27 protein-coding genes are annotated in these 22,834 nt (G+C 42.6%); 19 read left to right on the forward strand and 8 right to left on the reverse strand.

Going from position 1 to position 22,834, the window contains the following annotated elements:
* Positions 1 to 36 precede the first annotated feature (36 nt).
* Positions 37 to 1,266, reverse strand: coding sequence for a cell division protein FtsA (gene ftsA, locus IPK86_03595; GenBank protein QQS16509.1), 1,230 nt, complete (start codon positions 1,264 to 1,266; stop codon positions 37 to 39).
* Between the two features lie 25 nt (positions 1,267 to 1,291).
* Positions 1,292 to 1,993 (reverse strand): cell division protein FtsQ/DivIB, encoded by a 702-nt coding sequence (locus tag IPK86_03600; GenBank protein ID QQS16510.1) that lies wholly within the window; start codon positions 1,991 to 1,993, stop codon positions 1,292 to 1,294.
* Between the two features lie 272 nt (positions 1,994 to 2,265).
* On the opposite strand from IPK86_03600, the gene IPK86_03605 reads away from it, so the two are divergent.
* The 4 genes from IPK86_03605 (at position 2,266) to IPK86_03620 (ending at position 5,322) form a co-directional block, all read left to right on the forward strand.
* Positions 2,266 to 2,712 carry a biopolymer transporter ExbD gene (locus tag IPK86_03605; GenBank protein ID QQS16511.1) on the forward strand — a complete coding sequence of 149 codons (447 nt, stop codon included), beginning with the start codon at positions 2,266 to 2,268 and terminating at the stop codon, positions 2,710 to 2,712.
* Between the two features lies 1 nt (position 2,713).
* Entirely contained in the window at positions 2,714 to 3,418 is a 705-nt protein-coding gene (locus IPK86_03610) for a TonB C-terminal domain-containing protein (GenBank protein ID QQS16512.1), read from the forward strand.
* Positions 3,419 to 3,507: 89 nt separating this feature from the next.
* Entirely contained in the window at positions 3,508 to 4,731 is a 1,224-nt protein-coding gene (gene tolB / locus IPK86_03615; GenBank protein QQS16513.1) for a Tol-Pal system beta propeller repeat protein TolB, read from the forward strand.
* A 93-nt stretch (positions 4,732 to 4,824) separates the two neighbouring features.
* Positions 4,825 to 5,322: an OmpA family protein gene (locus tag IPK86_03620; protein QQS16514.1), complete on the forward strand. Its 498-nt coding sequence runs from the start codon at positions 4,825 to 4,827 to the stop codon at positions 5,320 to 5,322.
* 22 nt (positions 5,323 to 5,344) lie between these two features.
* Here the strand turns inward: IPK86_03620 and IPK86_03625 are convergent, their stop codons facing one another.
* Positions 5,345 to 6,298: an RluA family pseudouridine synthase gene (locus IPK86_03625; GenBank protein QQS16515.1), complete on the reverse strand. Its 954-nt coding sequence runs from the start codon at positions 6,296 to 6,298 to the stop codon at positions 5,345 to 5,347.
* Positions 6,299 to 6,331: 33 nt separating this feature from the next.
* On the opposite strand from IPK86_03625, the gene IPK86_03630 reads away from it, so the two are divergent.
* Positions 6,332 to 7,099, forward strand: coding sequence for an outer membrane protein assembly factor BamD (locus IPK86_03630; GenBank protein QQS16516.1), 768 nt, complete (start codon positions 6,332 to 6,334; stop codon positions 7,097 to 7,099).
* A 9-nt stretch (positions 7,100 to 7,108) separates the two neighbouring features.
* Here IPK86_03630 and htpG read toward each other — a convergent pair whose 3' ends face one another.
* Positions 7,109 to 9,064, reverse strand: a complete 1,956-nt coding sequence (htpG, locus tag IPK86_03635) for a molecular chaperone HtpG (GenBank protein ID QQS16517.1) — start codon at positions 9,062 to 9,064, stop codon at positions 7,109 to 7,111.
* 535 nt (positions 9,065 to 9,599) lie between these two features.
* Here htpG and IPK86_03640 point away from each other — a divergent pair.
* Positions 9,600 to 11,777 carry a primosomal protein N' gene (locus IPK86_03640; GenBank protein ID QQS17068.1) on the forward strand — a complete coding sequence of 726 codons (2,178 nt, stop codon included), beginning with the start codon at positions 9,600 to 9,602 and terminating at the stop codon, positions 11,775 to 11,777.
* Positions 11,755 to 12,429, forward strand: coding sequence for a CPBP family intramembrane metalloprotease (locus IPK86_03645; protein ID QQS16518.1), 675 nt, complete (start codon positions 11,755 to 11,757; stop codon positions 12,427 to 12,429). Before IPK86_03640 ends, IPK86_03645 begins: the two co-directional genes overlap by 23 nt.
* A 66-nt stretch (positions 12,430 to 12,495) precedes the next feature.
* Here the strand turns inward: IPK86_03645 and IPK86_03650 are convergent, their stop codons facing one another.
* The 3 genes from IPK86_03650 to IPK86_03660 form a co-directional block, all read right to left on the reverse strand.
* Positions 12,496 to 13,113 carry a peroxiredoxin gene (locus IPK86_03650; GenBank protein ID QQS16519.1) on the reverse strand — a complete coding sequence of 206 codons (618 nt, stop codon included), beginning with the start codon at positions 13,111 to 13,113 and terminating at the stop codon, positions 12,496 to 12,498.
* Positions 13,114 to 13,206: 93 nt separating this feature from the next.
* On the reverse strand, positions 13,207 to 15,012 hold the full coding sequence (gene aspS / locus IPK86_03655) for an aspartate--tRNA ligase (protein QQS16520.1): 1,806 nt from the start codon (positions 15,010 to 15,012) through the stop codon (positions 13,207 to 13,209).
* Complete coding sequence (locus tag IPK86_03660) at positions 15,002 to 15,211, reverse strand: zinc ribbon domain-containing protein (protein ID QQS16521.1); 210 nt, start codon at positions 15,209 to 15,211, stop codon at positions 15,002 to 15,004. The genes aspS and IPK86_03660 overlap by 11 nt, the downstream gene beginning before the upstream one ends.
* Before the next feature lie 262 nt (positions 15,212 to 15,473).
* On the opposite strand from IPK86_03660, the gene dapD reads away from it, so the two are divergent.
* The 12 genes from dapD (at position 15,474) to IPK86_03720 (ending at position 22,291) form a co-directional block, all read left to right on the forward strand.
* Positions 15,474 to 16,295 (forward strand): 2,3,4,5-tetrahydropyridine-2,6-dicarboxylate N-succinyltransferase, encoded by an 822-nt coding sequence (gene dapD / locus IPK86_03665; GenBank protein QQS16522.1) that lies wholly within the window; start codon positions 15,474 to 15,476, stop codon positions 16,293 to 16,295.
* Between the two features lie 76 nt (positions 16,296 to 16,371).
* Positions 16,372 to 17,151: an ATP-binding cassette domain-containing protein gene (locus IPK86_03670; protein ID QQS16523.1), complete on the forward strand. Its 780-nt coding sequence runs from the start codon at positions 16,372 to 16,374 to the stop codon at positions 17,149 to 17,151.
* 6 nt (positions 17,152 to 17,157) lie between these two features.
* Positions 17,158 to 17,943, forward strand: coding sequence for a lipid asymmetry maintenance ABC transporter permease subunit MlaE (gene mlaE, locus IPK86_03675; protein ID QQS16524.1), 786 nt, complete (start codon positions 17,158 to 17,160; stop codon positions 17,941 to 17,943).
* A gap of 131 nt (positions 17,944 to 18,074) precedes the next feature.
* Positions 18,075 to 18,530 carry an outer membrane lipid asymmetry maintenance protein MlaD gene (mlaD, locus tag IPK86_03680; protein QQS17069.1) on the forward strand — a complete coding sequence of 152 codons (456 nt, stop codon included), beginning with the start codon at positions 18,075 to 18,077 and terminating at the stop codon, positions 18,528 to 18,530.
* A complete protein-coding gene (locus IPK86_03685) occupies positions 18,527 to 19,162 on the forward strand; it encodes an ABC transporter substrate-binding protein (GenBank protein ID QQS16525.1) in 636 nt (211 codons plus the stop codon). The genes mlaD and IPK86_03685 overlap by 4 nt, the downstream gene beginning before the upstream one ends.
* Positions 19,162 to 19,470, forward strand: a complete 309-nt coding sequence (locus tag IPK86_03690) for an STAS domain-containing protein (GenBank protein ID QQS16526.1) — start codon at positions 19,162 to 19,164, stop codon at positions 19,468 to 19,470. The genes IPK86_03685 and IPK86_03690 overlap by 1 nt, the downstream gene beginning before the upstream one ends.
* Positions 19,471 to 19,506: 36 nt before the next feature.
* Complete coding sequence (gene mnmA, locus IPK86_03695) at positions 19,507 to 20,493, forward strand: tRNA 2-thiouridine(34) synthase MnmA (protein QQS16527.1); 987 nt, start codon at positions 19,507 to 19,509, stop codon at positions 20,491 to 20,493.
* Positions 20,494 to 20,496: 3 nt separating this feature from the next.
* On the forward strand, positions 20,497 to 20,565 hold the full coding sequence (locus IPK86_03700) for a hypothetical protein (GenBank protein QQS17070.1): 69 nt from the start codon (positions 20,497 to 20,499) through the stop codon (positions 20,563 to 20,565).
* A gap of 58 nt (positions 20,566 to 20,623) precedes the next feature.
* Entirely contained in the window at positions 20,624 to 20,965 is a 342-nt protein-coding gene (locus IPK86_03705) for a DUF883 domain-containing protein (GenBank protein QQS16528.1), read from the forward strand.
* 5 nt (positions 20,966 to 20,970) lie between these two features.
* Positions 20,971 to 21,354: a phage holin family protein gene (locus tag IPK86_03710; GenBank protein ID QQS16529.1), complete on the forward strand. Its 384-nt coding sequence runs from the start codon at positions 20,971 to 20,973 to the stop codon at positions 21,352 to 21,354.
* 1 nt (position 21,355) lies between these two features.
* The gene (locus IPK86_03715; protein ID QQS16530.1) at positions 21,356 to 21,649 is read left to right on the forward strand and encodes a hypothetical protein; all 294 of its coding nucleotides are present in this window, start codon (positions 21,356 to 21,358) and stop codon (positions 21,647 to 21,649) included.
* A gap of 108 nt (positions 21,650 to 21,757) precedes the next feature.
* Positions 21,758 to 22,291, forward strand: a complete 534-nt coding sequence (locus tag IPK86_03720) for a nucleoside deaminase (GenBank protein ID QQS16531.1) — start codon at positions 21,758 to 21,760, stop codon at positions 22,289 to 22,291.
* A gap of 128 nt (positions 22,292 to 22,419) precedes the next feature.
* Here IPK86_03720 and rplQ read toward each other — a convergent pair whose 3' ends face one another.
* The gene (rplQ, locus tag IPK86_03725) at positions 22,420 to 22,824 is read right to left on the reverse strand and encodes a 50S ribosomal protein L17 (GenBank protein ID QQS16532.1); all 405 of its coding nucleotides are present in this window, start codon (positions 22,822 to 22,824) and stop codon (positions 22,420 to 22,422) included.
* Between the last annotated feature and the right edge of the window lie 10 nt (positions 22,825 to 22,834).

Consider the following 22,834-nt stretch of genomic DNA (forward strand, 5'->3'; position numbering starts at 1 on the left):
AATGTGCCCTAAATTAAACAACTCTAATGTTAACCCCTAGAAATTGTTTGCAAACCAATTCTTCATGCGAGTCAATATGCCTAACCTGTCATTTTTTTGCTCATGATGAACCGCTAATTGTCCTTGGCTATACATCAAAAGTCCAATGCTGGTTGAAAAACGAGGGTTGCGCACCATGTCTGACACTCCACCAACACATTTAGGGATACCAATCCGTACAGGCAGATGAAAAATTTCCTCAGCCAAAATAGCCATACTAGGCATAGATGCTGCTCCACCAGTTAATACGACACCCGATACGAGGTTATTTTCAAAACCTGCACGACGTAATTCGCTTCGTACCAATTGAAAAAGCTCTTCTACGCGCGGCTCAATAACTTCAGCAAGCGCAATATGAGCCATTTGTCGAGGTTTGCGATCACCAACGCCAGGAATTTCTACTACTTTATCAGCTTCGGCATCAGCCGCCCTCGCCACCCCATGCAAAATTTTGATTTCTTCGGCTTCTTTGGTTGTGGTGCGTAAAGCCACCGCAATATCATTCGTAATTTGATCTCCCGCAATCGGAATCACTGCAGTATGACGAATGGCTCCGCCTAAATAAACAGCTATATCCGTGGTACCACCACCCATGTCAACTAAGCAAACGCCCATTTCTTTTTCATCATCAGATAAGACTGCAATAGCAGAAGCCATGGGCTGCAAGATTAGTTCTGCTACCTCCAGCCCGCACCGACGAACACATTTGGTTACATTCTGCACAGCCGATACGGCTCCCGTAACAATATGAACCTTTGCTTCAAGCCGTACACCACTCATGCCAATCGGTTCTTTTACCCCCTCTTGGCCATCAATACTATATTCTTGCGTCACAATATGGAGTACTTCATGATCGGGCGGAATAGACACCGCACGAGCCGTTTCGATCACTCGATCAATATCCTGTTGCGTAACTTCTCGGGCTTTAATAGCCACCATCCCCTGCGAATTCATGCTGCGGATATGGCCACCTGCAATTCCGGTAAATACCCAATGGATTTTGCAATCAGCCATGCGCTGTGCATCATCAATAGCACGCTTAATGGATTGTACAGTTGATTCAATATTAACAACCATGCCACGCTTTAACCCATGCGATGGCACTTGACCAAAGCCTACCACTTCAAGGCTGTCATGGTCTGATACATCGGCAACTACCGCGACTACCTTGGATGTCCCAATATCCAATCCAACAAGCCGATTCTTCACTTCTTTTGGTTTATTCATCGATCTTCAGGCTCCAAGTTTGCGTTCATCCTTGCCCATTGATTGCAAAACCATCTGCATAACGCAAATCAACATACCGCACCATGGGATTTTTCTGCATAATATTCGGCCAGTATTTTGCAAAGCACTCAATCCGTTTTGCAAAGTCGCGCTGGTTGCACCGTCCCAATTCGAGTACCACATTATTCGATAACACAACTTTCCAAGCACCACGCTGTGTATAGGTTAGCCGACTGACAGTCAAAGCAAGAGGCTGTATCCATCGCTTTAGAATTGGTAACACAGCTGCCATCTTTTTTTCGCTACCTTTTTGACCCATAAAAACAGGTAGCGATTCATTCGTTGCAGCATCAAACCATACCCCCCCTACATCAATCAATCCATGGCTATCCCAACGGGCAACGGCATCGTATTCTTCCACGTGAACATCTAAGCGATCTGGCCAGCGACGGTACACATGCACCCGCTTTACCCAAGGCAGCTTTTCAAAAGACTGGCGTATCATATCCATGTTGAGCGTAAAAAATGTCCCCTTCAATTCACGGCACATAACATAATGTAATTGTTCCTGCGTCACATGCTCAAGTTTTCCTTGTACCACCATCGTTCGCACAGGAAAAAATGATGAATCCAGTAACGCTCTTACTCCTGCAAAACCTAAGCATAATACTGCACACAACAACAACGCATTGGCCGATTTAAAAAGCAGCGTGTAATTATCCCACATATGCCTATTTTAATCTCCACCCCCCACAACATTTTGTGGTTAAATCCTACCGCATTTTGCAAAAAAATACCATGCTCTTTATCTAAAATTTGTCATCAATGTGTATTGAATCTACTTCTTGCCTTACTTTCCTCTTCTTGGCATAATGATTAGAGCGTTTTGGTATGGTCTGTATTTTGCGCTCCACACCAAGAGGAATAAGAAAATAATTTCAAAAGAACAAACTAACAAACCAAAGACAACAAAACCCCGAAAAAATATAAACAGTGATCATGACTATTTTTAATCCTCGGCATCGTTCATTGCTCAGTCAGATGAATGTTGTGCCTTACATTGATGTTATGCTCGTCTTGTTGGTTATTTTTATGGTCACAACACCCCTATTTTCACCTAGCGCTATACATGTTCCGCGTGTCGATCAAACTGGCGCCACGCAACAAACAATCAAGCCAATTGAAATTGCTATCACAGCCAATGGCCAAGTCCAGCTCATTAGTCATAGCGGAAAAAAGCGATGGCTGGCTATTGCAGATCCAAACACATTTGAAACAATTAAAATGTGGGCTAGTCACTTGCATAATCCCATGCAGCCTATTGCAATCAGTGCTGATAAAAATCAGCGTTACAATGATGTTTTACAAATCGTTGCCGCTCTTCATGCTGGTGGCGCTAAAAAAGTAGCGCTGACGGTTGATAAAAAAACATCCCCTCATTCATAACATGTCAACAATCTATCAATATAGCGTATCCCCACGCTGGCCACTGATCGCTTCAATCTTGCTTCATATGTGTCTCATTGGCCTGCTATTGCTGTATCACGATCGCACCACGATTTCTGCTGAAACAGCACCTCAGAGTGTTGAATTATGGTTACCTGCTGAAATAATGGAAAATATCCACCAAAAAAATCCAAATATCCAGCCAACACAGCGTGCTCAACAATCTACCCCACCTCTCAAAGGAGATATATCTTTACCATCTTCTGCTATGGCGCAACACAATATTGTACGCACTACTCCACCAACCGCTCCTAAGCAATCCATCTCCTTGCCCAGTGCCCACCGTACCGTTGAGGCAGCACTGTCAACGCTCCGATCGCAATCTTTAAGTCATCCGTCGCAATCAACAACTATGCCCTCAGCATCGGATATGCGTGCTTATAAAATACAAGTCATCCGTCGCATACGCCCCTATATCCGTATCCCACAAAGCTTAGTTGGCAATCCTACAGCACAAGTACAGGTACGTCTTACGCGTAGTATGGAGATTATTTTTGTGAAACTGATTCAAAGTAGCGGCAATGGAGAATACGACCAATCCATCCTGCAAGCTATTCAAAAAGTTGGTCAATTGCCCCGGCTTCCTGTTCACGCTGACCCATATGCTTGGCGTTCAATCACCTTGACCTTTCGCCCACATGAATAGCAAACTGCCTTCCATACGACACAATGTCAAGCTATGCTAAAATAGTTCTCAATATTTGCCCTTTAAGGATGAATTCTAGGAACTATTACATGACGATGCAACGATTATTAGGCAGATTATGGATCATTGGGTGTTGTATCAGCACATTAGTTTGGGCAGAAGAAGTTACTATCGATATTATTGGTGGCAATAAGGATCAGCGCTACCCAATTGCATTTGAAGGCTTTGAAGGCGAGAGTGATGGCTGCCTTATTCCACTCACACCAATAATTAAAAATAATTTACTCATTACAGGGTTTTTTCATTTTGCACCCACACATCTTGCTAAAGCAACCTTAGCAGGTCGTATCGAAAAAACGCTACTTGGTCAATGTAAAATCAGCTTTACTTTGCGCAATGCACAACACCAAGTATTACTAACGGAACAAATAACTATTGGGCGCAAATCAGCTCACAAAACCGCCCACCATATTGCCGATAAAGTGTATTACACGCTTTCTGGGTTTGCTGGGATTTTTGATAGTCGTATTGCTTATATTAAGCGATTTGGTAAAACTTATGTACTGGAAATTGCCAATGTTGACGGTAGCCAACCACAAGTAATTTTGCGCTCCCAAGCTCCTATTATTTCACCAGCTTGGAGTCCTGATGGGAAAAAATTGGCCTATGTTTCTTTCGAGCAACAAAAACCAGTGGTTTATGTCCAGCCACTCCCAAATGGTAAACGGCAAGCTATTGCTAACTTTCAAGGGAGTAATTCTGCGCCAGCATGGAGTCCTGATGGGAAACAATTGGCGGTAACCTTGACCTTCAGTGGTCACTCACAAATTTACCTGATCAATGCAGACGGCAGCAATCGACGCCAATTAACTCAAAGCACATCAATTGATACCGAAGCATCGTGGAGTCCGGATGGTCAATCCCTTATTTTTGTTTCGGACCGCTCAGGTCGACCTCAAATTTATCAAATTGCCATTCAAGGTGGTATACCGAAACGCTTAACTTTTGATGGTAATTATAATGTTTCGCCCAAAATATCGCCTGATAATAAGAGTTTCGCTTACATCAGCCGCAAAAATGGTCGTTTTTTAGTCATGATTCAAGATTTTGACAGTCGCTTTCCACGCCTATTGTCGGAAAGTTATTTTAATGAACGACCCAGTTTTTCCCCCAATGGACAATTGGTGCTTTACGCTAGTGAAGACCAAGGTAAAAGTGTGTTGCATGCAGCAACAATTGATGGGGGGGCACGAACGAGAATAGGTATGATCAATCATAGCATCCAAGACCCCGCATGGGGACCAATTGGCTAAATTAAGTCAATATATTCTTGAACATATCATACCTTAGTAGGTTTTTTGCTACACTGTCAGTAGATCGTTAAGAATGACTTTTGGGGGATTCATATGAATAGAAAATTGTTATGGATTATGCTGAGTATTACATGCTGTTTAAGTGCCTGTAGTACCTTGAAAGAACAAGCCAAAAATGAAAAAATCAGTCAAATACCACAGCAAGTAGCCAGTGAATCGTTTGTCACCAGTGAAGTGAACGATGTTACTCCAGCAAATGATCCACTCGCTCAGCGCAGTGTCTATTTTGAATTTGATTCCTCTGTTATTCGTGCTGCTGATCAGCTCATCATTGATCACCATGCGACTTATTTAAAAAAACAATCCCAAGTACATCTCAAGCTCGAAGGTAATACGGATTCACGAGGCAGTCGTGAGTATAACTTGGCTCTTGGTCAACGTCGTGCTGAGAGCGTCAGGCAAGCGCTAATTTTATTGGGCGTTAATCCTGAGCAGCTAGAAGCCATTAGTTTTGGTATGGAAAAACTACGGAAATTGGGAACAACAGAAGCGGATCATGCTGAAAATCGCCGAGTGGATATGGACTACTAGGCAACGAATCATGTTCTGGGCTTTAATAAGCGTTATGGTGTTGACGCAGTAGGGTCAAGAGGGTGGCTATATCCTCCGGTAAGGGTACTTGCCAAGAGAGTGTTTTTTGGCAATACGGGTGGCGCAGTGACAATTGGCAAGCGTGAAGCGCTTGGCGCCGCAAGAATACGCTGGCCTGCTTAATCGGTTCGGTTGTTGGTGAGCGCACCCCATAAACTGGATCCCCAACAATCGGATGCCCAATACTTCGAAGATGTACTCGGATTTGGTGTGTTCGGCCAGTTTCAAGTTGGCAAGCGACATAGCTGTGTGCCGCATAGTGCTCCAAGGCATGCACATGGGTTATTGATGGCTTTCCACCAAATGTAAGCGTTGCCATGCGTAATCGGTTACGCGGATCACGGCCAATGGGCTTATCAATGACTTGGTGGCATATCCAGTTGCCTTGTACGACTGCATGATAAATACGCGTAACCTGGCGAGCTTGCATTTGGCGCACCAAATCCACCTGTGCTTGGATGGTTCTTGCAACCACCATCAAACCGCTGGTTCCCTTATCCAAGCGATGTACAATACCAGCACGGGGAACCGTATTTAATTCGGGATAGCGGAACAATAGACCGTTAAGTAGCGTACCGGACCAATTGCCTGCTGCAGGATAAACGACCAGGTTTGCTGGCTTATTCACCACAATTAATGCCGCATCCTCGTACACTATATCAAGCGCCATCTGTTCGGACTGCCACGGCTTCTCCCGCATATCCAAAATCGGGCATAAGACAACTGCTTCACCCCCTAAAACCTTTGTTTTGGGTTTTGCGTTTTGCCCATTTATCCATACTTGGCGACGCACAATCCAATCGCTTAGGCAACTGCGTGAATACTGTGGCAAAAGTTGTGACAAAACGATATCTAAACGTTGTTTTCGGTAATCAGCTGGAATCTTCAACGTGATTTGATTGGTTAGCTCAGGCATGGTTATAATGGGCAGGTTTTACGAGGATGCTTTATGAAAAAAATTACGCTGCTTGTGTTATCCATACTACCCATTGTATATGTATCTTCTACCCATGCGTCAAATGAACGGGAGAATAAAAAACAGGTTGCGCCCATTATTTCCGCACAAACGATGTATCAAATCGCACGCACCGAATTTGATCGCCAACATTTTCATCAGTCCATCAAATTATATCAGGCACTCGAAACACAATATCCTTATAGCGATTATGCTAAGCAAGCCAAAATGGACAAAGCTTATGCATATTTTCGAGATAACAAACCTAAAGAAGCCCTATCTACTATTGAGCAATTTATCAAGCTTTACCCTAAACATATTGATATTGATTATATGTACTATCTGGAAGCACTGGTCTACTGCGAAAACCATCAACCCTTTTTGGAGCGATGGAATAAACCAAAAAAAGTGTATCAAGACTCACAAAGCAATATGCAGGCTCTGGTGCATTTTGAACGTTTTATCGCTCAATTTCCAGAAAGCCAATATGTTGCCGATGCTCAACAAAGAATCCTACATATCCGACAAGAGTTAAGTGAGCATCATCTCCTTATCGCCCGTTACAACATGCGACGGGGCGCTCATATCGCCGCCATTAACCGTGCACAAGACGTGATTAAGCAGTATCCTGACACACCAAGTGTTGAAGAAGCATTAGCTATCCTTGTTAAAAGCTACGCTAAACTTGGTCATGTTGAGTTAAGTAAAGCAGCAAGAGTACAATTGCGAACCACTTACCCAAATAGCCGATGGTTAAAGTAGTCAACAGTTCTAAGAAGATCGCTTGTTACTGGCTTTAGGTACGATTACCTTATGTTCATTAGTCGCTTGGGAAGACGTATTGATCATCAAGCGGTTCATACTTGTCACAAATGCACTCGGATCCGACAATGTACCACCGCTGGTTAGCAGGGCTTGGCAATACAATACAACACTTAAATCCGCTGCATCTGGTTGTGCGACGTTTGCAATGAGTCGCTGGACAAGGGGGTGTTGGACATTGATTTCGAGAATCGGTTTTGTTGCTTTGGGCGTTATTTGGCCTACCTCTTTTAGTAAACGCGCCAAATGTTGGCTCATCTCATTTTCCTCAACTACCAGGCAAGCTGGACTATCAACCAAGCGCTTGGTCGTACGTACTTTGGATACCTTCTCGCCTAATACCGCCTCCATTTTGGTAATCGCAACTTGAATATTGTCCACATCTGCCTTTTCAGTAACCGTTGGCTGATTAACGGTAGCAGTCTTTAAATCTAATTCGCCTTTAGCAACTGACTGTAAGGGTTTACCTGCAACATTTGGCAAACTGGCCAGTAACCACTCGTCAACGCGATCAACCAACAATAGAACTTCAATCCCTTGCTGACGAAAAATTTCAAGGTGCGGACTATGATTAGCCACATGTAGGTTCTCAGCCGTCATCACATAGATCTTGTCTTGTTCAGGCTTCATGCGGGAGATATAATCAGCAAAACTTACCGTTGCTATCTCTTTGGTTTCGTAAGTAGAATGAAAGCGCAATAACTGTGTCAACCGATCACGATTTGCTAAGTCTTCTACTACCCCCTCTTTGAGTACCTGACCAAATGCCTGCCAACACTGCTGATATACATCAGGTTGGTCTTTAGCTAGACCGTCCAATAGATCCAACACTTTTTTCGTGCAACCATTTTTGATCGCTTCAATATTTGGCGAAGCTTGCAATATCTCCCGCGAGACATTAAGCGGCAAGTCATCGCTATCAATCACGCCTTGGATAAAGCGTAGGTAGTTCGGTAACAATTGTGTAGCCGCTTCCATAATAAAAATACGACGCACATAAAGCCTCAGTCGCCTTTGTGGATTAGGATGATATAAATCAGCTGGCGCTTGAGCAGGAATATATAACAGCATGGTATAGCGCTGCTTACCTTCTAAATGCGCATGCGTCCAAGCAAGCGGGGTAGTTGCATCGTGCGATATATGTTGGAAGAAAGTATGGTATTGCTCATCTGTAATCGTGTTTTTGGGTCGCATCCAAAGGGCTGAAGCTTGATTAATTACCTCTTTTTCGTCTACTTTAACCACTTGATCCGACCCATCAGTGGCAGTTATTTTGTCCATTTCTATCGGAATGGCAATATGATCTGAATAGGTTTGGATAATACGTCGAAGTGTCCATGCTGACAAAAAAGCTGTTTCTGCTGGCTTGAGATGCAAGGTAATTTGAGTTCCACGCATAACGCAGTCAATGTCACTGACTTCATATTCACCCTCTCCGGATGATGTCCATAAGACTCCTTGGTGCGTTGACAACCCTGCCCGCCTTGTTTTTAAGGTAACTTTATCGGCTACCATAAAGACTGAATAAAAACCCACGCCAAACTGACCGATCAACTGCATATTGGCTTTATCACCTTGTTTGAGTGATGATAAAAAAGCTTGCGTGCCTGATTTGGCAATAGTGCCAAGGTTTTCAATCACTTCAGCCTTACTCATACCGATCCCATTATCCGTCACAGTAATGGTATGTTGTGCCTGATCAATTGCAACACTAATCTTAAAATGAGGATCTGCCTCTAATAAAGCAGGTTCAGCTAACGCTGCAAAGCGTAATTTGTCGGCTGCATCTGAGGCATTCGATATTAATTCCCTTAAAAAAATTTCCTTATTGGAATATAGGGAATGGATCATCAAATGTAAAAGCTGTTTAACTTCCGTTTGAAAAGCAAAGGTTTCTGTGGGCATCGTAAAAAGTCTTTATCGTCAGTAAAATGTCTTGTGAAGGTGTAAATGGGGAGTAACCGATAGATTTTCAAGGCATCTAATCAAGGAATGTTGGCATCACACATCAACATAGCATCCGCTTTTTTAATAGTACCCATACCATGTTGGCTATATTCCCTTTAAAATAGTCTATGAAAAGATAGGCAGATCAGTCAACACAATTTGCCAAAACACCAAAATGGAATGAAAAAAAATTCACAAAAAAGCTTGACAAACGCACCCATACCGCTACCACCTAGGCAGGTTATGCACAATCTACCGATGGAGCGCGATATAACCCTTGCTTAGCGCAGTGATTGATGCTGAAAAATTGCTAACTTATTGAATTACAAAGAAAATATTTGCTGTTTATTTTTTATGCATTCTAGTAGCATGACCGTATGGACAAGGATTTTTGCCTAGTCAGCAGGCAGTTATCCACAGCATTTTCAACAGCTTTTGTGCACAGTATAGATAAAGCCTTTATAAACCGCAACTTAGCATTTGCTCAATGATTATGCATACTGCATCGGCACCACACCATTTGGTATCCGTGGCAATTAACGTCCCGCTTTTTAAAACATTCCGTTACCAATTTTCCCATCCCTTGGCGATCGGTACCCGAGTACTTGTTCCTTTTCGCCAAAAGCAGTTGGTTGGTTTTATATGGGATAAAACTTCGGAAGATGATGTAGAGCCACAACGCATCAAAACAATCAACAAAGTACTAGCAGACATACCACCTTTACCTCAAGATCTTTGTGCATTGGTGCGTTTTTGTGCAGCGTATTACCACTACCCAATTGGCCAAGTATTATTTGCAGCCATTCCGACCTTACTTCGTCGTGCCAAACCCGTCACATTACCGGATCTGCAGCATTGGGCACTCACACAACTAGGTCGTCAGCAAGCACCTCCAGCGATTCATAAAAAAGCGCAGCACCGGCTATGGCAAGCCCTCCACACCCAAATATCCATGACGCTCCAAGAAGCAGCCGTTTTAAACCCACAAGCTAAAACACTGTTTATAAAGTGGAATGCAGCTGGTTGGCTCACCCAAACATGCAATCAAGCACCATGGGCAAAGGTAAAAGGACTTGACCTTAATACTGCGCAGAACAACGCAGTTAAAGCCATATCACTTACACAATATGGTTGCTATTTACTGCATGGCGTCACAGGAAGTGGTAAAACCGAAGTCTATCTCCACTTGATAGACAAGGTTCTTAAGCAAGGCCATCAAGTATTGATTTTGGTACCCGAAATTAGTCTTACACCGCAATTATTAGCGCAGTTTGCCAAGCGATTCCCTCATACTACAACTGTCGCTTTGCATAGCCAGTTAACTGACGCACAGCGTTTTAAAGCATGGTACCAAGCAAGTAGCAATCAAGCTCATATCATTATCGGCGCAAGACTGAGTGTATTTACAGCTTTGCCTAAGCTTGGCCTCATCGTTATTGATGAAGAACATGATCCTTCCTTTAAACAACAAGATGAAGTGCGCTATCATGCAAGAGACTTGGCCATTTGGCGTGCTCGCCAAGCTCATATTCCAATTGTACTTTGCAGTGCTACACCCAGCTTAGAAAGTGTATTGAACAGCCAACTTGGTCGATGCCATCTACTCACTCTACCGCAACGTGCACATAAAAAAGCATGCTTGCCAGCTATCCACCTGATTAATATTCAGTCAGTACCACTACAAAACGGCCTAAGCGAAACAGTCATCCACGCACTTAAACAAACTTGGCAAGAAAATCAGCAAAGTTTGATATTTATCAACCGACGCGGACTGGCACCAGTTATACGTTGTGTCTCATGCGGTTGGATACCACAATGCAAACATTGTTCCACCAAACTTGTGCTACATCAGCATCAACGATTACTGTGTCACCGATGTGGTTATCAGCAAGTCACTCACATAGTCTGCCCAGATTGTGGTGAGCTTGATTTACGAGCATTAGGCCAAGGCACACAAAGTATTGAAGACACTGTAACCTGTCTATTGCCTCAAGCAACCGTATTGCGCGTTGATCGCGATACCATGCAGCATCAAAAAAGATGGCATCAATTTTATGAAGCCATGCAAAAGCGCAAAATTGATATACTGGTTGGAACGCAAATGCTCACCAAAGGTCATGATTTTCCGCATATTGCTACAGTAATTGTGTTAAACGCAGATCATGGTCTGTACGCAGCAGATTTTCGTTCAGCCGAACGTTTATTTGCACAATTAATTCAAGTATCTGGTCGTGCTGGCAGAGCAGCAATACCAGGGCAAGTTTTTATTCAAACTGCGTGGCCTGAACATCCCTTGTACAAAGCCCTCATTAATCATGATGTGGCAGGATTTGCAGCCAACGAACTAACAGAACGCATGAAGGCTAATTTTCCTCCCTTTACTTTTCAAGCATTGTTACGTGCTGATGCGAAATCGTTATCGCAGGCCACTGATTTTTTGTCTCGAGTCAAAATATGCTTGCATACTGACCAAAATATTGCTTTATACGGACCCATGCAGGCCATGACGGCAAAACTAAAAGGAAGAGTCCGTATGCAGCTCGTGTTAGAAGCTAAGCAACGCAGAGCGCTGCACCAAAGCTTACGTATCGGGCTACCGCAAATCATGCAACTTCACAAACACTACGCAAACATCAGATGGTCAATTGATGTGGATCCACAAGAATTTTAGCAATCAGCAGCTGATCAATCATTACACCTTCTTCTATCAAGAAATAATGGGTGTGATATGGCTAGGCCTTGGCTATTTTATAGCCTCGGCGATAGGATATCGTATTTTATCAATTACACCTACATTGAACGATAGTAACCTATGGTCAACGCTACTGATCGAAGCAGTACTCGGCATATGCATACTTTCTTCCCTATTTAAGCAGCAGTACTCATGCTTAATCGGAAAGAATATGTGCACACTATATGACATCGGTTGGGTAATAGGACAATTGATCCTTTTATTCTTGGGCATCCATGTCATCAATAACGGCTATCTTGCACTCAATTTGCACCATGCAACCAATATTGTCTACACACACCAAGCAAGCATACTAACCATCCTCATCTTTTCTTTTTGTAATGCTTGTTATGAGGAAAGCATTTTATTGGGATATCTTTTGCATCGCTTGTGTACCAAAAACATCGGCATCGCTATATTGGTGAGTCTACTAATTCGCCTGTCATACCATATTCATTATGATTTTTTAGGCCTTATACATATTGCCTTATTTGGCTTAGTAGTCAGTTTTAACTATCTATGTCTTGGACGTATCGCGCCAGCTGTACTAACGCATGCACTCTACGATGTGATTGCGTTGAGCAACCTTTAACATATCAGAATCGGCTCCAAAACCCCCGCTATCAAAATGGGGGTTTTGTGTAATCAATTTGCGCGATTATAAAGACTGGGCATGCTTAGCCAAGTAGGTCGCTACCCCTTTTGCATTAGGTTGCATACCATCATGACCCTTTTTCCAGCCAGCAGGACAAACTTCGCCATGCTTTTCGCTAAATTGCAGCGCATCAATCATGCGCAACATTTCATCAACATTGCGTCCAAGCGGTAGGTTGTTGACGACTTGATGTTGTACTACGCCAACTTTATCAATCAAGAAAGAACCGCGCAATGCCACGCCATTAGAAGATTCCACATCATATGCTTGAATGATTTCGCGTTTAATATCTGACACCATGATATAACCGAGTGGACCAACGCCTCCTTTTTCAATAGGTGTATTGCGCCATGCAGCATGCGTAAAGTGACTATCTAGCGATACGCTAATGACCACGGTATTGCGTTCCTGAAATGCTTGGAGTCGGTTGTGAAACGCAATTAACTCAGAAGGACAAACAAAAGTAAAATCAAGCGGATAAAAAAACACGACAGCGTATTGATTCACTGTCGCTTTTTGAAAATTAAAATTTTCTACAATATTTCCATCACCTTCAACAGCTGCAAACATTTTGCTTGCATCATGAAAAAATGGGGCAACTTTGCCAACCAGTACTGACATTACGCTCTCCTTTATAAAAAAACAATCGCCAAACTGTAATCATTTGGCATGCATGAGTACATAGTAAATCAAAAATATGCCTGTTAAACCATCCTAAGCAGGTTTATTTTTTATGCTGGGCAATAAAGAAAGCCCTAATTCACGAAGCTGTGCCATGCTCACGGTATTGGGTGCTTCCGTTAGCAGGCATTGTGCCCGCTGTGTTTTGGGAAAAGCAATCACATCACGAATTGAATCTACGCGTGCCATCAAAGCAACTAGGCGATCTAAGCCTAATGCAATACCGCCATGTGGCGGGGCACCCAGCATCAAATTATCCAGCAAAAAACCAAACTTATCTTGCTGTACATCGGGCGTAATGCCGAGTACAGAGAACACCTTTTGCTGTAGTGCCATGCGATGAATTCTGATTGATCCACCGCCCAACTCCCAGCCGTTTAATACCATATCATAAGCTCTTGCTAAACACCGTTCAGGATGCGTTACCATCAACTCCTCATGTTCTGGTATAGGACTCGTAAAAGGGTGGTGGCAAGCAACCCAGCGGCGATTTTCTTCGTCATACTCAAACATGGGAAAATGCGTTACCCATAGTGGGCACCATTGATCGCTAAAATAACCTTCCTTGAGTCCTTGTTCACGGCCAATTTTAAGGCGCAATGCCCCCATTGACTCGTTAACAATATGACTTGATCCAGCCCCGAATAAGATCAGGTCGCCGTTTTGAGCTTGCGTGCGTGTAACAATGGTCGCTAATGTTTCATCTGATAAAAATTTGATAATCGGTGACTGCAAACCACTTTGTTCATCATGCGTTGGTCTGGTTTTGTCGTTAATTTTGATATAAGCTAGTCCCTTTGCGCCATAAGTTGCCACAAAAGCTGTGTAGTCATCCAGCATCTTGCGACTCATTGTACCCCCATGAGGAATACATAATCCCACAACGCGACCTTTTTTGCTACGAGCAGCTTCGCGAAACACAGCAAACTTATCGTCTTTTACGACATCCGTTAATTCTGTTAATTCCAATGCAACACGTAAATCAGGCTTATCCGATCCAAAGCGCTGCATCGCTTCCTGATAAGTCATCTTGGGAAAATCCCCTAAGGTTACCTGTAACACGCGCTGAAAAACATCACGTACCAGCTGCTCGCCGATGTGCATAATAGCCGTTTCATCTAAAAAGGAAGTTTCAACATCAATTTGCGTAAATTCTGGCTGGCGATCCGCTCGCAAATCCTCATCTCGAAAACATTTCACAATTTGGTAATAACGATCAAAACCCGCAATCATAAGTAGCTGTTTGAAAAGTTGCGGTGATTGGGGAAGCGCAAAACTTTTTCCAGGATGGACACGACTCGGTACTAAATAATCTCGTGCTCCTTCAGGTGTTGATCGCGTCAGCATAGGGGTTTCGATATCAATGAAGCCAGCTTGATCAAGATGGCGCCTAATCGCAGCGGTAACCTGATGCCTTAAACGTAAGTTGTGCTGCATAAAAGGTCGGCGCAAATCCATAACGCGGTATTGCAGACGCACTGCTTCGGATAAGCCTTCTTCGTCTATCTGAAAAGGAGGTGGTAAAGCAGTATTTAGCACCGTAATCTGATCGGCCAAAATTTCAATATGACCCGATATCAAATTAAGATTAACTGTCTCTTGGCTACGTTGACAAACTTTGCCCGTTACTAATAATACATATTCGTTGCGTACCATGTCGGCCACTTCAAAAGCATGGCTTGTTTTAGCATTGGCAACAACCTGTACCACCCCTTCTCGATCACGCAGATCAATAAAAATCAATTGGCCGTGGTCACGCTTTTTGCCAACCCATCCTGCTACAGTAATCCTTTGACCCAAATACCGCTCATCAATCAGACCACAATAATCAGTGCTCACAGCATCCCCCGCACGTTCGGCCTGTTGTTGGGCATATCGGTCTTTCTGGTTGGATAGATACTAGCGAAGCTGGTGTGCTCACACACTTTTGATAGGTAGCACTCCTACACCTTGGGCAACAGGTCACACCTTGGCCTAATTTACACCAATGCTCTTGTTTATGACCACACACATCACAACGATACTCATAGATCGGCATAGCCTACCCCAAAGCAATCTTAATAATAAATCACCCCTATTGCTCTTAATTTATGAATAAGAACAATAAAAAATCAGTATAGCGCAAAATGGAATACTACAATACATTCCGTAGCATTGATAGAAGACGCCACGCGTTGTTGTTATTATTAAGTTATCCGATGGCCGATATAAATCTAGTTTAGAATAGTCAAGTAATCATCATTAAGAGTTAACTACTTGCTATGCGTGTCATTTGAATACCTATTGGCAAAATCATTCCCATGTATGCATTACACACTGTTATCGAAAAATGGTTTGAAGAGCGTCATCATATTACGCCTGATACTGCATCTGATGAGCTGAAAGATGCAATAGTAAGTATCATCATGGGACTGGACCAAGGTACTTTGCGCGTTGCAGAAAAAATAAATGGTCTGTGGTATACCCATGAATGGCTCAAAAAAGCCGTGTTGCTTTCCTTTTTAATTCGCGACAATACCTTTTTTGATGCCCCCATACATCGCTATTACGATAAGGTTTTGCCCAAATTCATCACTTGGGAAGCAAAAGATTTTTCGCGTGCTGGAGTTCGCGTCGTGCCCGGTGCACTGGCCAGACAGGGTGCTTACATTGCTAACAATACTGTCTTAATGCCCTCTTACACCAATATTGGCGCTTATATTGATGAGGGCACGATGGTAGATAGCTGGGTAACAGTTGGCTCTTGTGCACAAATTGGCAAGTGTGTACACCTGTCTAGCAATGTTGTAATTGGAGGCGTTTTAGAACCGCTACAAGCAACACCAACAATCATTGAGGATCATTGTTTTATCGGCGCAGGTTCAGCAATCGTAGAAGGGGTAATTGTTGAGGAAGGATCTGTCGTTGCCATGGGTGTAACCATCAGTCAATCTACCCGCATTTACCACCGTCAAACTAAACAAATCAGCTATGGACGAATTCCTACAGGCTCAGTAGTAGTTGCCGGAAGTCTACCTAGCGAAGACAATTCCTGCAGTTTATATTGTGCTGTTATTGTCAAACAGGTAGATGCTAAAACACGCGCCAAAACTAGAATCAACCAACTGCTACGAGAAATATAGAAGTATAAAAGTGATGATGTAACCTAAACTGTATATGACATATCTTTGCCCTCCCTTAGAACAAACACCATGCTGCATGGCACTTAGCCATGTTGGTTTTAGCTATGGCGAACAGTTGGTGTTGCGGGATATTAGCCTCACAATCCCGCAAGGCAAGATTGTTGCCATTATGGGCAGTAGTGGCAGTGGTAAAACAACTCTACTGCGACTGATGGCCGGACTGCTGCGAACAGAATTAGGTGAGATCCGATTTCAAGATCAGCCCATGCATACATTAGAAGAAAAAGCATTGAATCGCTATCGGCGTCATATGGGCATCTTATTTCAATTTGGCGCCCTCATGACCGATTTGAATGTTTTTGAGAATATCGCTTTTCCTCTTCGCGAACACACCCGTTTGCCCGAAGCTATTATCCGTGATATGGTAACCTTAAAATTACATGTAGTAGGCTTGCGTGGAACGCAATCACTCATGCCCTCCGAACTATCAGGAGGTATGGCAAGGCGTGTTGCTTTAGCGCGCGCTATTGCTTTAGACCCTACCTTAATGCTTTACGATGAACCTTTTGCTGGATTAGACCCCATTTCCCTAAGCATCATTGCGCACCTCATTAAACAGTTGCAAATTGCGCTCAATGCAACCGCAATCATCGTCACGCATGATATCGTTGAGTCACTCAAGATCGTTGATTATGTCTACTTTATCGCAAATGGCATTGTAGTGGCGCAGGGCACACCAGCTAGTTTAGTCAAAAGTCGTTCGCCTTGGTTAGTACAGTTTATACAGGGCAAAAAAGATGGTCCAGTCAATTTCGCTTACCCTAACCCGCAAACATTATTTGAAGAGTTGTCTTAACTTGCCATGCTAAATTTTCTCTACCGTCTGGTCAGTCAAATGGGTGCTTTTATCGTGGATACCATTTGGCAGCTTGGTTTTGCGGTTCATTTTTTGGCTCAAATATTGTGGCATTCCAAAAAAACCTTCTTTAGACCTATTTTAATCAGCCAAAATATCTATTTTTCAGGCGTGTTGTCACTTTTAATTACTCTGATATCCAGTTTATTTGTCGGGATGGTACTAGGTCTTCAAAGTTATCATGTTCTATTGCGTTTCGGATCTCCCAATGCTTTAGGGGCAATGGTTGCTGTGGCCTTACTCAGAGAGTTAGGGCCTGTGCTTTCTGCGCTACTTTTTGCAGGCAGAGCAGGTAGCGCTATTACAGCAGGCATTGGATTGATGAAAGCAACAGAACAACTGGACGCGATGCGTGCAATGGCTGTTGACCCTATTGACCATGTAATCGCTCCAAAATTTTGGGGTATTGTTATTGCTGTACCAATACTTGCCTCAATGTTTAATGTGGTTGGCATATTAGGTAGTTATATAGTCGGCGTACTTATGGTAGGATTAGATCATGGTATATTTTGGTCACAGATTGCTATGCAAGTGGATTGGCATGTTGATATCGTTAATGGACTGATCAAAAGCATCACGTTTGGTATCAATATGGCTTGGATTGCTATTTTTAAAGGCTATACCGCCGTACCAACTGCTGAAGGCGTTGCTCAAGCAACAACACAGACTGTTGTGCTATCAGCCCTAAGTGTTTTGGCGCTTGACTTTATATTAACGGCTTTCATGTTTTAGCTAGCAATAAAGAGCTACAGCAAACAAAGCGTACAACAGCTACTCATTGCTGTTATGATGGTTCCAAGGAAACATTGAAATGATGGTTGTTTCAATTATGATTGAATGAAGATGGGTTGAAGTTAATCATGATGAAGCGTGCATTAACAGATTTATGGGTTGGATTGTTTGTTTCAATGGGCATAATCGCTATTAGTTTTTTAGCTTTGCAAAGCGCTAATTTGTCCAATCAGGGTAAAGAAGAAAGCTACACGTTATACGCAGAATTTGACAATGTGGGCAATTTGGCAATTAGGGCGCCCGTTAAATCTTCCGGGGTGTTAATTGGGCGAGTCATTGATATCCAGTTAAATGCCAAAAAATATCTCGCCAGAGTGACGTTTAGCGTGAACAATCGGTACCGTTTTAGCCGTGATGTCAGCGCAGAAATACTTACAGCAGGCTTGTTAGGTGAGCAATATATTAATCTGACACAAGGTGCTGAGCCATTTTATATTGAACCTAATGAACAAGTTACACTAACTTCCTCGGCAGTCGTGCTGGAACAGTTAATTGATAAATTTATCACCGGATGGGATAAAAAATGAAGCCGCAGCATGTTATGCAATGGTTCGTTAAAAAAATTAGCGTGGCGCTTTGTATGATGTCAATCGTAGTATTGGCTCAAGCCAGTACACCGAGCGAATTTGTGCAAAATAACTCACAAAAAGTAATTGATATTATTCAATGGCATAATGGCAAAAATGGCGCGCAAATTAGACAACAAATTGAAGTAGCAGTGATACCTTGGTTTGATTTTGACCGCATTACTGCTTTAGCAGTAGGGCAACATTGGAAAAAAGCCACACCAACACAGCAAACTCAGCTTGTTACTGCATTCCAGCAACTTTTACTGAATACCTATACCAGTATGGTTATTGGCTTTAAAAATGCGAAAATCATCATTAAACAAAAACCAAGACTGTTTGAAAACAGCAGTACATCAGTAGCAATGGTTAATGTACAAGTTAGACTTCCACAAGGTACACGCAGCAGAAAAATCTCTGTTAAATACGCACTTTACAAAAGCGAAGCAGATTGGAAAATCTTTAATGTCAGCGTTGAGGGCATGAGTTTGGTCACCATGTATCGTCATCAATTTAATAGCAAAGTAGCTAGAAACGGTATTAGTGGACTGATTCATTTTTTACAAGAAAAAAATCGTCAAACCCACTCGTAATGGCTATGTTGCAAGCACAAGACGGTATCTTGCAAGTCGTTGGTACATTAGACCAAGATCATATACCTGCCCTGCTTGAAGAATTGTCAAGATCTGTGTCAGAACGGAATGTTACGATTGACTTATCCCGTACAGAACAAGCGAACTCTATCTTACTTGCTATTTTGATTGATCTACAGCGCCAAGCTAAAAAACAAGGGCATGTTGTCACCGTCATCAACTGGCCGCAAAGCTTATTGAATTTAATTACGCTTTATTCTCTTCAAGCCTTATTTAGCATAGAACCTGCTGCTATAGAACCGTCGTAAATTCTTCGCGTAACCATCATGCTTAGAGAGTTATCTATGCAACCAAAACAGCGTATTGTTGTTGGCATGTCCGGAGGCGTTGATTCATCAGTGACTGCTTGGTTACTCAAAAAACAAGGGCATGAAGTCGTTGGTGTCTTTATGAAAAATTGGGAAGACGAAGCAAATAACCCCTATTGCTCTATCAAGCAGGATGCTCTCGATGCCATTGCTGTTGCTGACGTCATCGGCATAGATATACATATTGTCAATTTTGCTAAAACCTATCAAGAAGAAGTGTTTGCAGATTTTTTAGCAGAATACGCAGCCGGGCGCACACCGAACCCTGATGTATTCTGCAATGCCAAGATCAAATTCAAGGCGTTTCTAGATCACGCAATCAGTCTTGGCGCAGAAGCTATTGCCACAGGTCACTATGCAAATATTGCAGTACAAAAACAACAATATTATCTTCTAAAAGGAGTAGATGACATAAAAGACCAAAGCTATTTTTTGTATCGCCTCAATCAATATCAGCTTAGCCACGCAAATTTTCCATTGGGTATGTATCGCAAAAACACAGTTCGAGAAATAGCTCAACAAGCCAATCTGCCAAACGCATATAAAAAAGATAGTACGGGTATTTGTTTTATTGGAGAGCGGCCATTTCAAACCTTTTTACAAAACTATTTACCTCACCAACCAGGTGTTATCATGACACTTGAAGGGAAAATTGTTGGGTATCATATCGGTCTTATGTACTATACCATTGGCCAAAGAAAAGGCTTGGCCATCGGCGGCAAGGGCAAGCCTTGGTATGTGATTGACAAAAATATACAAAAAAACCAGTTGATTGTTGCGCAAGGACATAACCATCCCCACCTACTTAAAGACCATTTAACGCTAACAGATGTTAGCTGGATAGCTGGCAAAACACCAAAACTAGGTCGCTATCAAGCAAAAATCCGCTATCAAAGTGTTGATGCAACTTGTTTTTTAGAAAAAAATGAGCGGTTCGTGCTAAGCTTTCAAAAACCGCAATAGGCTATCACACCTGGACAATCTGCAGTGATATATGATGGTGCTGTATGTTTAGGTGGTGGTATCATTGCTTGATGTGACGAGCTATTATCCCCCTCACAAAATAATGCAAATTGAGTATAATGGCTGTTGCATGGTGTTCTTATCATCGCAAAAAAGAAAAGGTGTCATCGTGAAACAACAAACAAGTAAGGATTTACTCAGTTATGTGCGGGAATTTTTATCCAGCACGGAGGACTTGATTGGTGTAGCAAGTCAAGAAGGTGGAGAAAAAGTTCGGCAACTTCATCAACAGGCAAAGGAAAACTTAAAAGTGGCTAAAGCACAGTTAGTTAAAGCAGAAAAATATCTAGCAAATAAAGCCAGTGATACAGCTCACGCAACTGATGAATTTGTGCATGAATACCCTTGGCAAGCTGTGGGTATTGCGTCGTTAGTCGGGCTGCTGCTCGGTTTACTTATTTCTCGTCGCTGAGTATCATGGTAGATGGTTCTTCATCAGGTTCTCGTGGTTCATTGCGAGAACTGCTGAAAGCGCTGATCGCTTTGATTTTTAACAGGCTAAACTTAGCTGGCATCGAATATAAAGCCTATACGATGGGTCAATTGTTTGGCGTCGTGTGGCTTGTTTTGGCGTTGTTAGCTTTACAAGTTGCTATTTTGGCGTTGCTGCTTTTAATTGCTTTGATCACACCGCCCTACTTGCGTATTACATTATTTACGCTGATTATACTGGTATTTTTTGGTATTTTTGTCGGCGCTATCTTGACATTTAAACGCCATTTAGCTCAGCTTTCACGACCTTTCTCTGCAACACTAAATGAAATAAAAAAAGATTGGTCCACTTTTATACATAAACGTTAATATGACTAAAAAACACCTTGATTTGTCGCTTCAAAAAGAACTACTGATCGCACAGGGTGAAGTATTGCGCTTAACATGTCAAACCACTCTAGAAAATTACCAAAGCACCCCCACCTTTTTCACAAGCAATGCGTGGCGTTTTTTATGCCAAGGTGCGTTAGGCGCTTGGTTAGTCATAAAAATCTTATCGCAACCATTACCAAACCGACCCACTAGACAGTTCATCAAGGCTATTTTTCACGCAACCTTTTTATGGCGTATATTTAGAAGAATTTGGCAACATCGTACTCCTTAAGATTAAAAAATCTGGTTACCTATTAATCAATAAGATTATTGACTGATAAGATGCGATGCTGATCGTTTTCATTCAATAAAATACTCAAGCGCGATTAAACTTTGAATCATGTCTTGCAAAAAAAATTCGGTAGTTAAAATAGCTCCACCATCTAAGCAAGATATAGCTTTTTTTATGGATGCCGCTTACCAATTAGCCTGCCAAGCTGAAGCGATGGGAGAAGTACCAGTAGGGGCTGTAGTGGTCAAAAATCAACGGATTATCGGGCAAGGATACAATACACCAATTAGTCGCAACAGCCCTTTTGCACACGCTGAAATAATAGCGCTACAAAATGCGGCAATTTTACTGCATAATTATCGTCTAGTTGATTGTGACATGTATACCACACTGGAGCCATGTCTGATGTGTGCAGGAGCTATCACACAAGCACGCATAAGACGGCTTATTTTTGGTACCTATGAACCAAAATGTGGTGTAGCGGGCAGTGTAATAGATATTTTTGCAAACCCTCAATTAAATGTGCACACAAGTGTATTTGGGAACGTAGATACGGCACGCTGCACCAAGCAACTGGTGCAGTTTTTTCAAAAAAAGCGGAAAATGATCACTAAAGCAGATCCTGCCATTATAGGCTTATAAGATGCATTGGGTGCCACGAGGTAGAGCCTGTGTCACGGAAGATGTTGCGCCCTCGAAAACATCCACTGCTGCGTTAATGGGTACATTAACCACATCAAACTTCATAGGATGTACTGTCACACCAATGATTACGCGTCTACAACCGTGTCTTTTTTTGCCTGCTCTACTTCAGCTGGTATCGTTTCCACTAACGATACCAACGCAAGCGGCGCATTATCACCTTGTCGAAAACCATATTTTAAAATAGACAAGTAACCACCCGCACGATTTTGGAAGCGTGGCCCAAGATCACCGAATAACTTGACTACAATGTCGCGATCCCTTGTCCGATTAAAAGCCAATCGGCGATTAGCTAAGGAAGCCGTTTTACCCAATGTAATGAGGGGTTCCACAATAGGTCGTAAAGCCTTCGCTTTGGGTAAAGTTGTCACAATGCGTTCGTGGCGCAACAATGAATTAACGATATTGCGCAACATCGCCAATCGATGTCCAGTTGGACGATTAAACTTACGATTACCAAAACAGTGCCGCATAATTCCCTCT

The sequence above is a fragment of the Neisseriales bacterium genome (genome assembly GCA_016699915.1).
Lineage (GTDB): Bacteria > Pseudomonadota > Gammaproteobacteria > Burkholderiales > Q3-R57-64 > Q3-R57-64.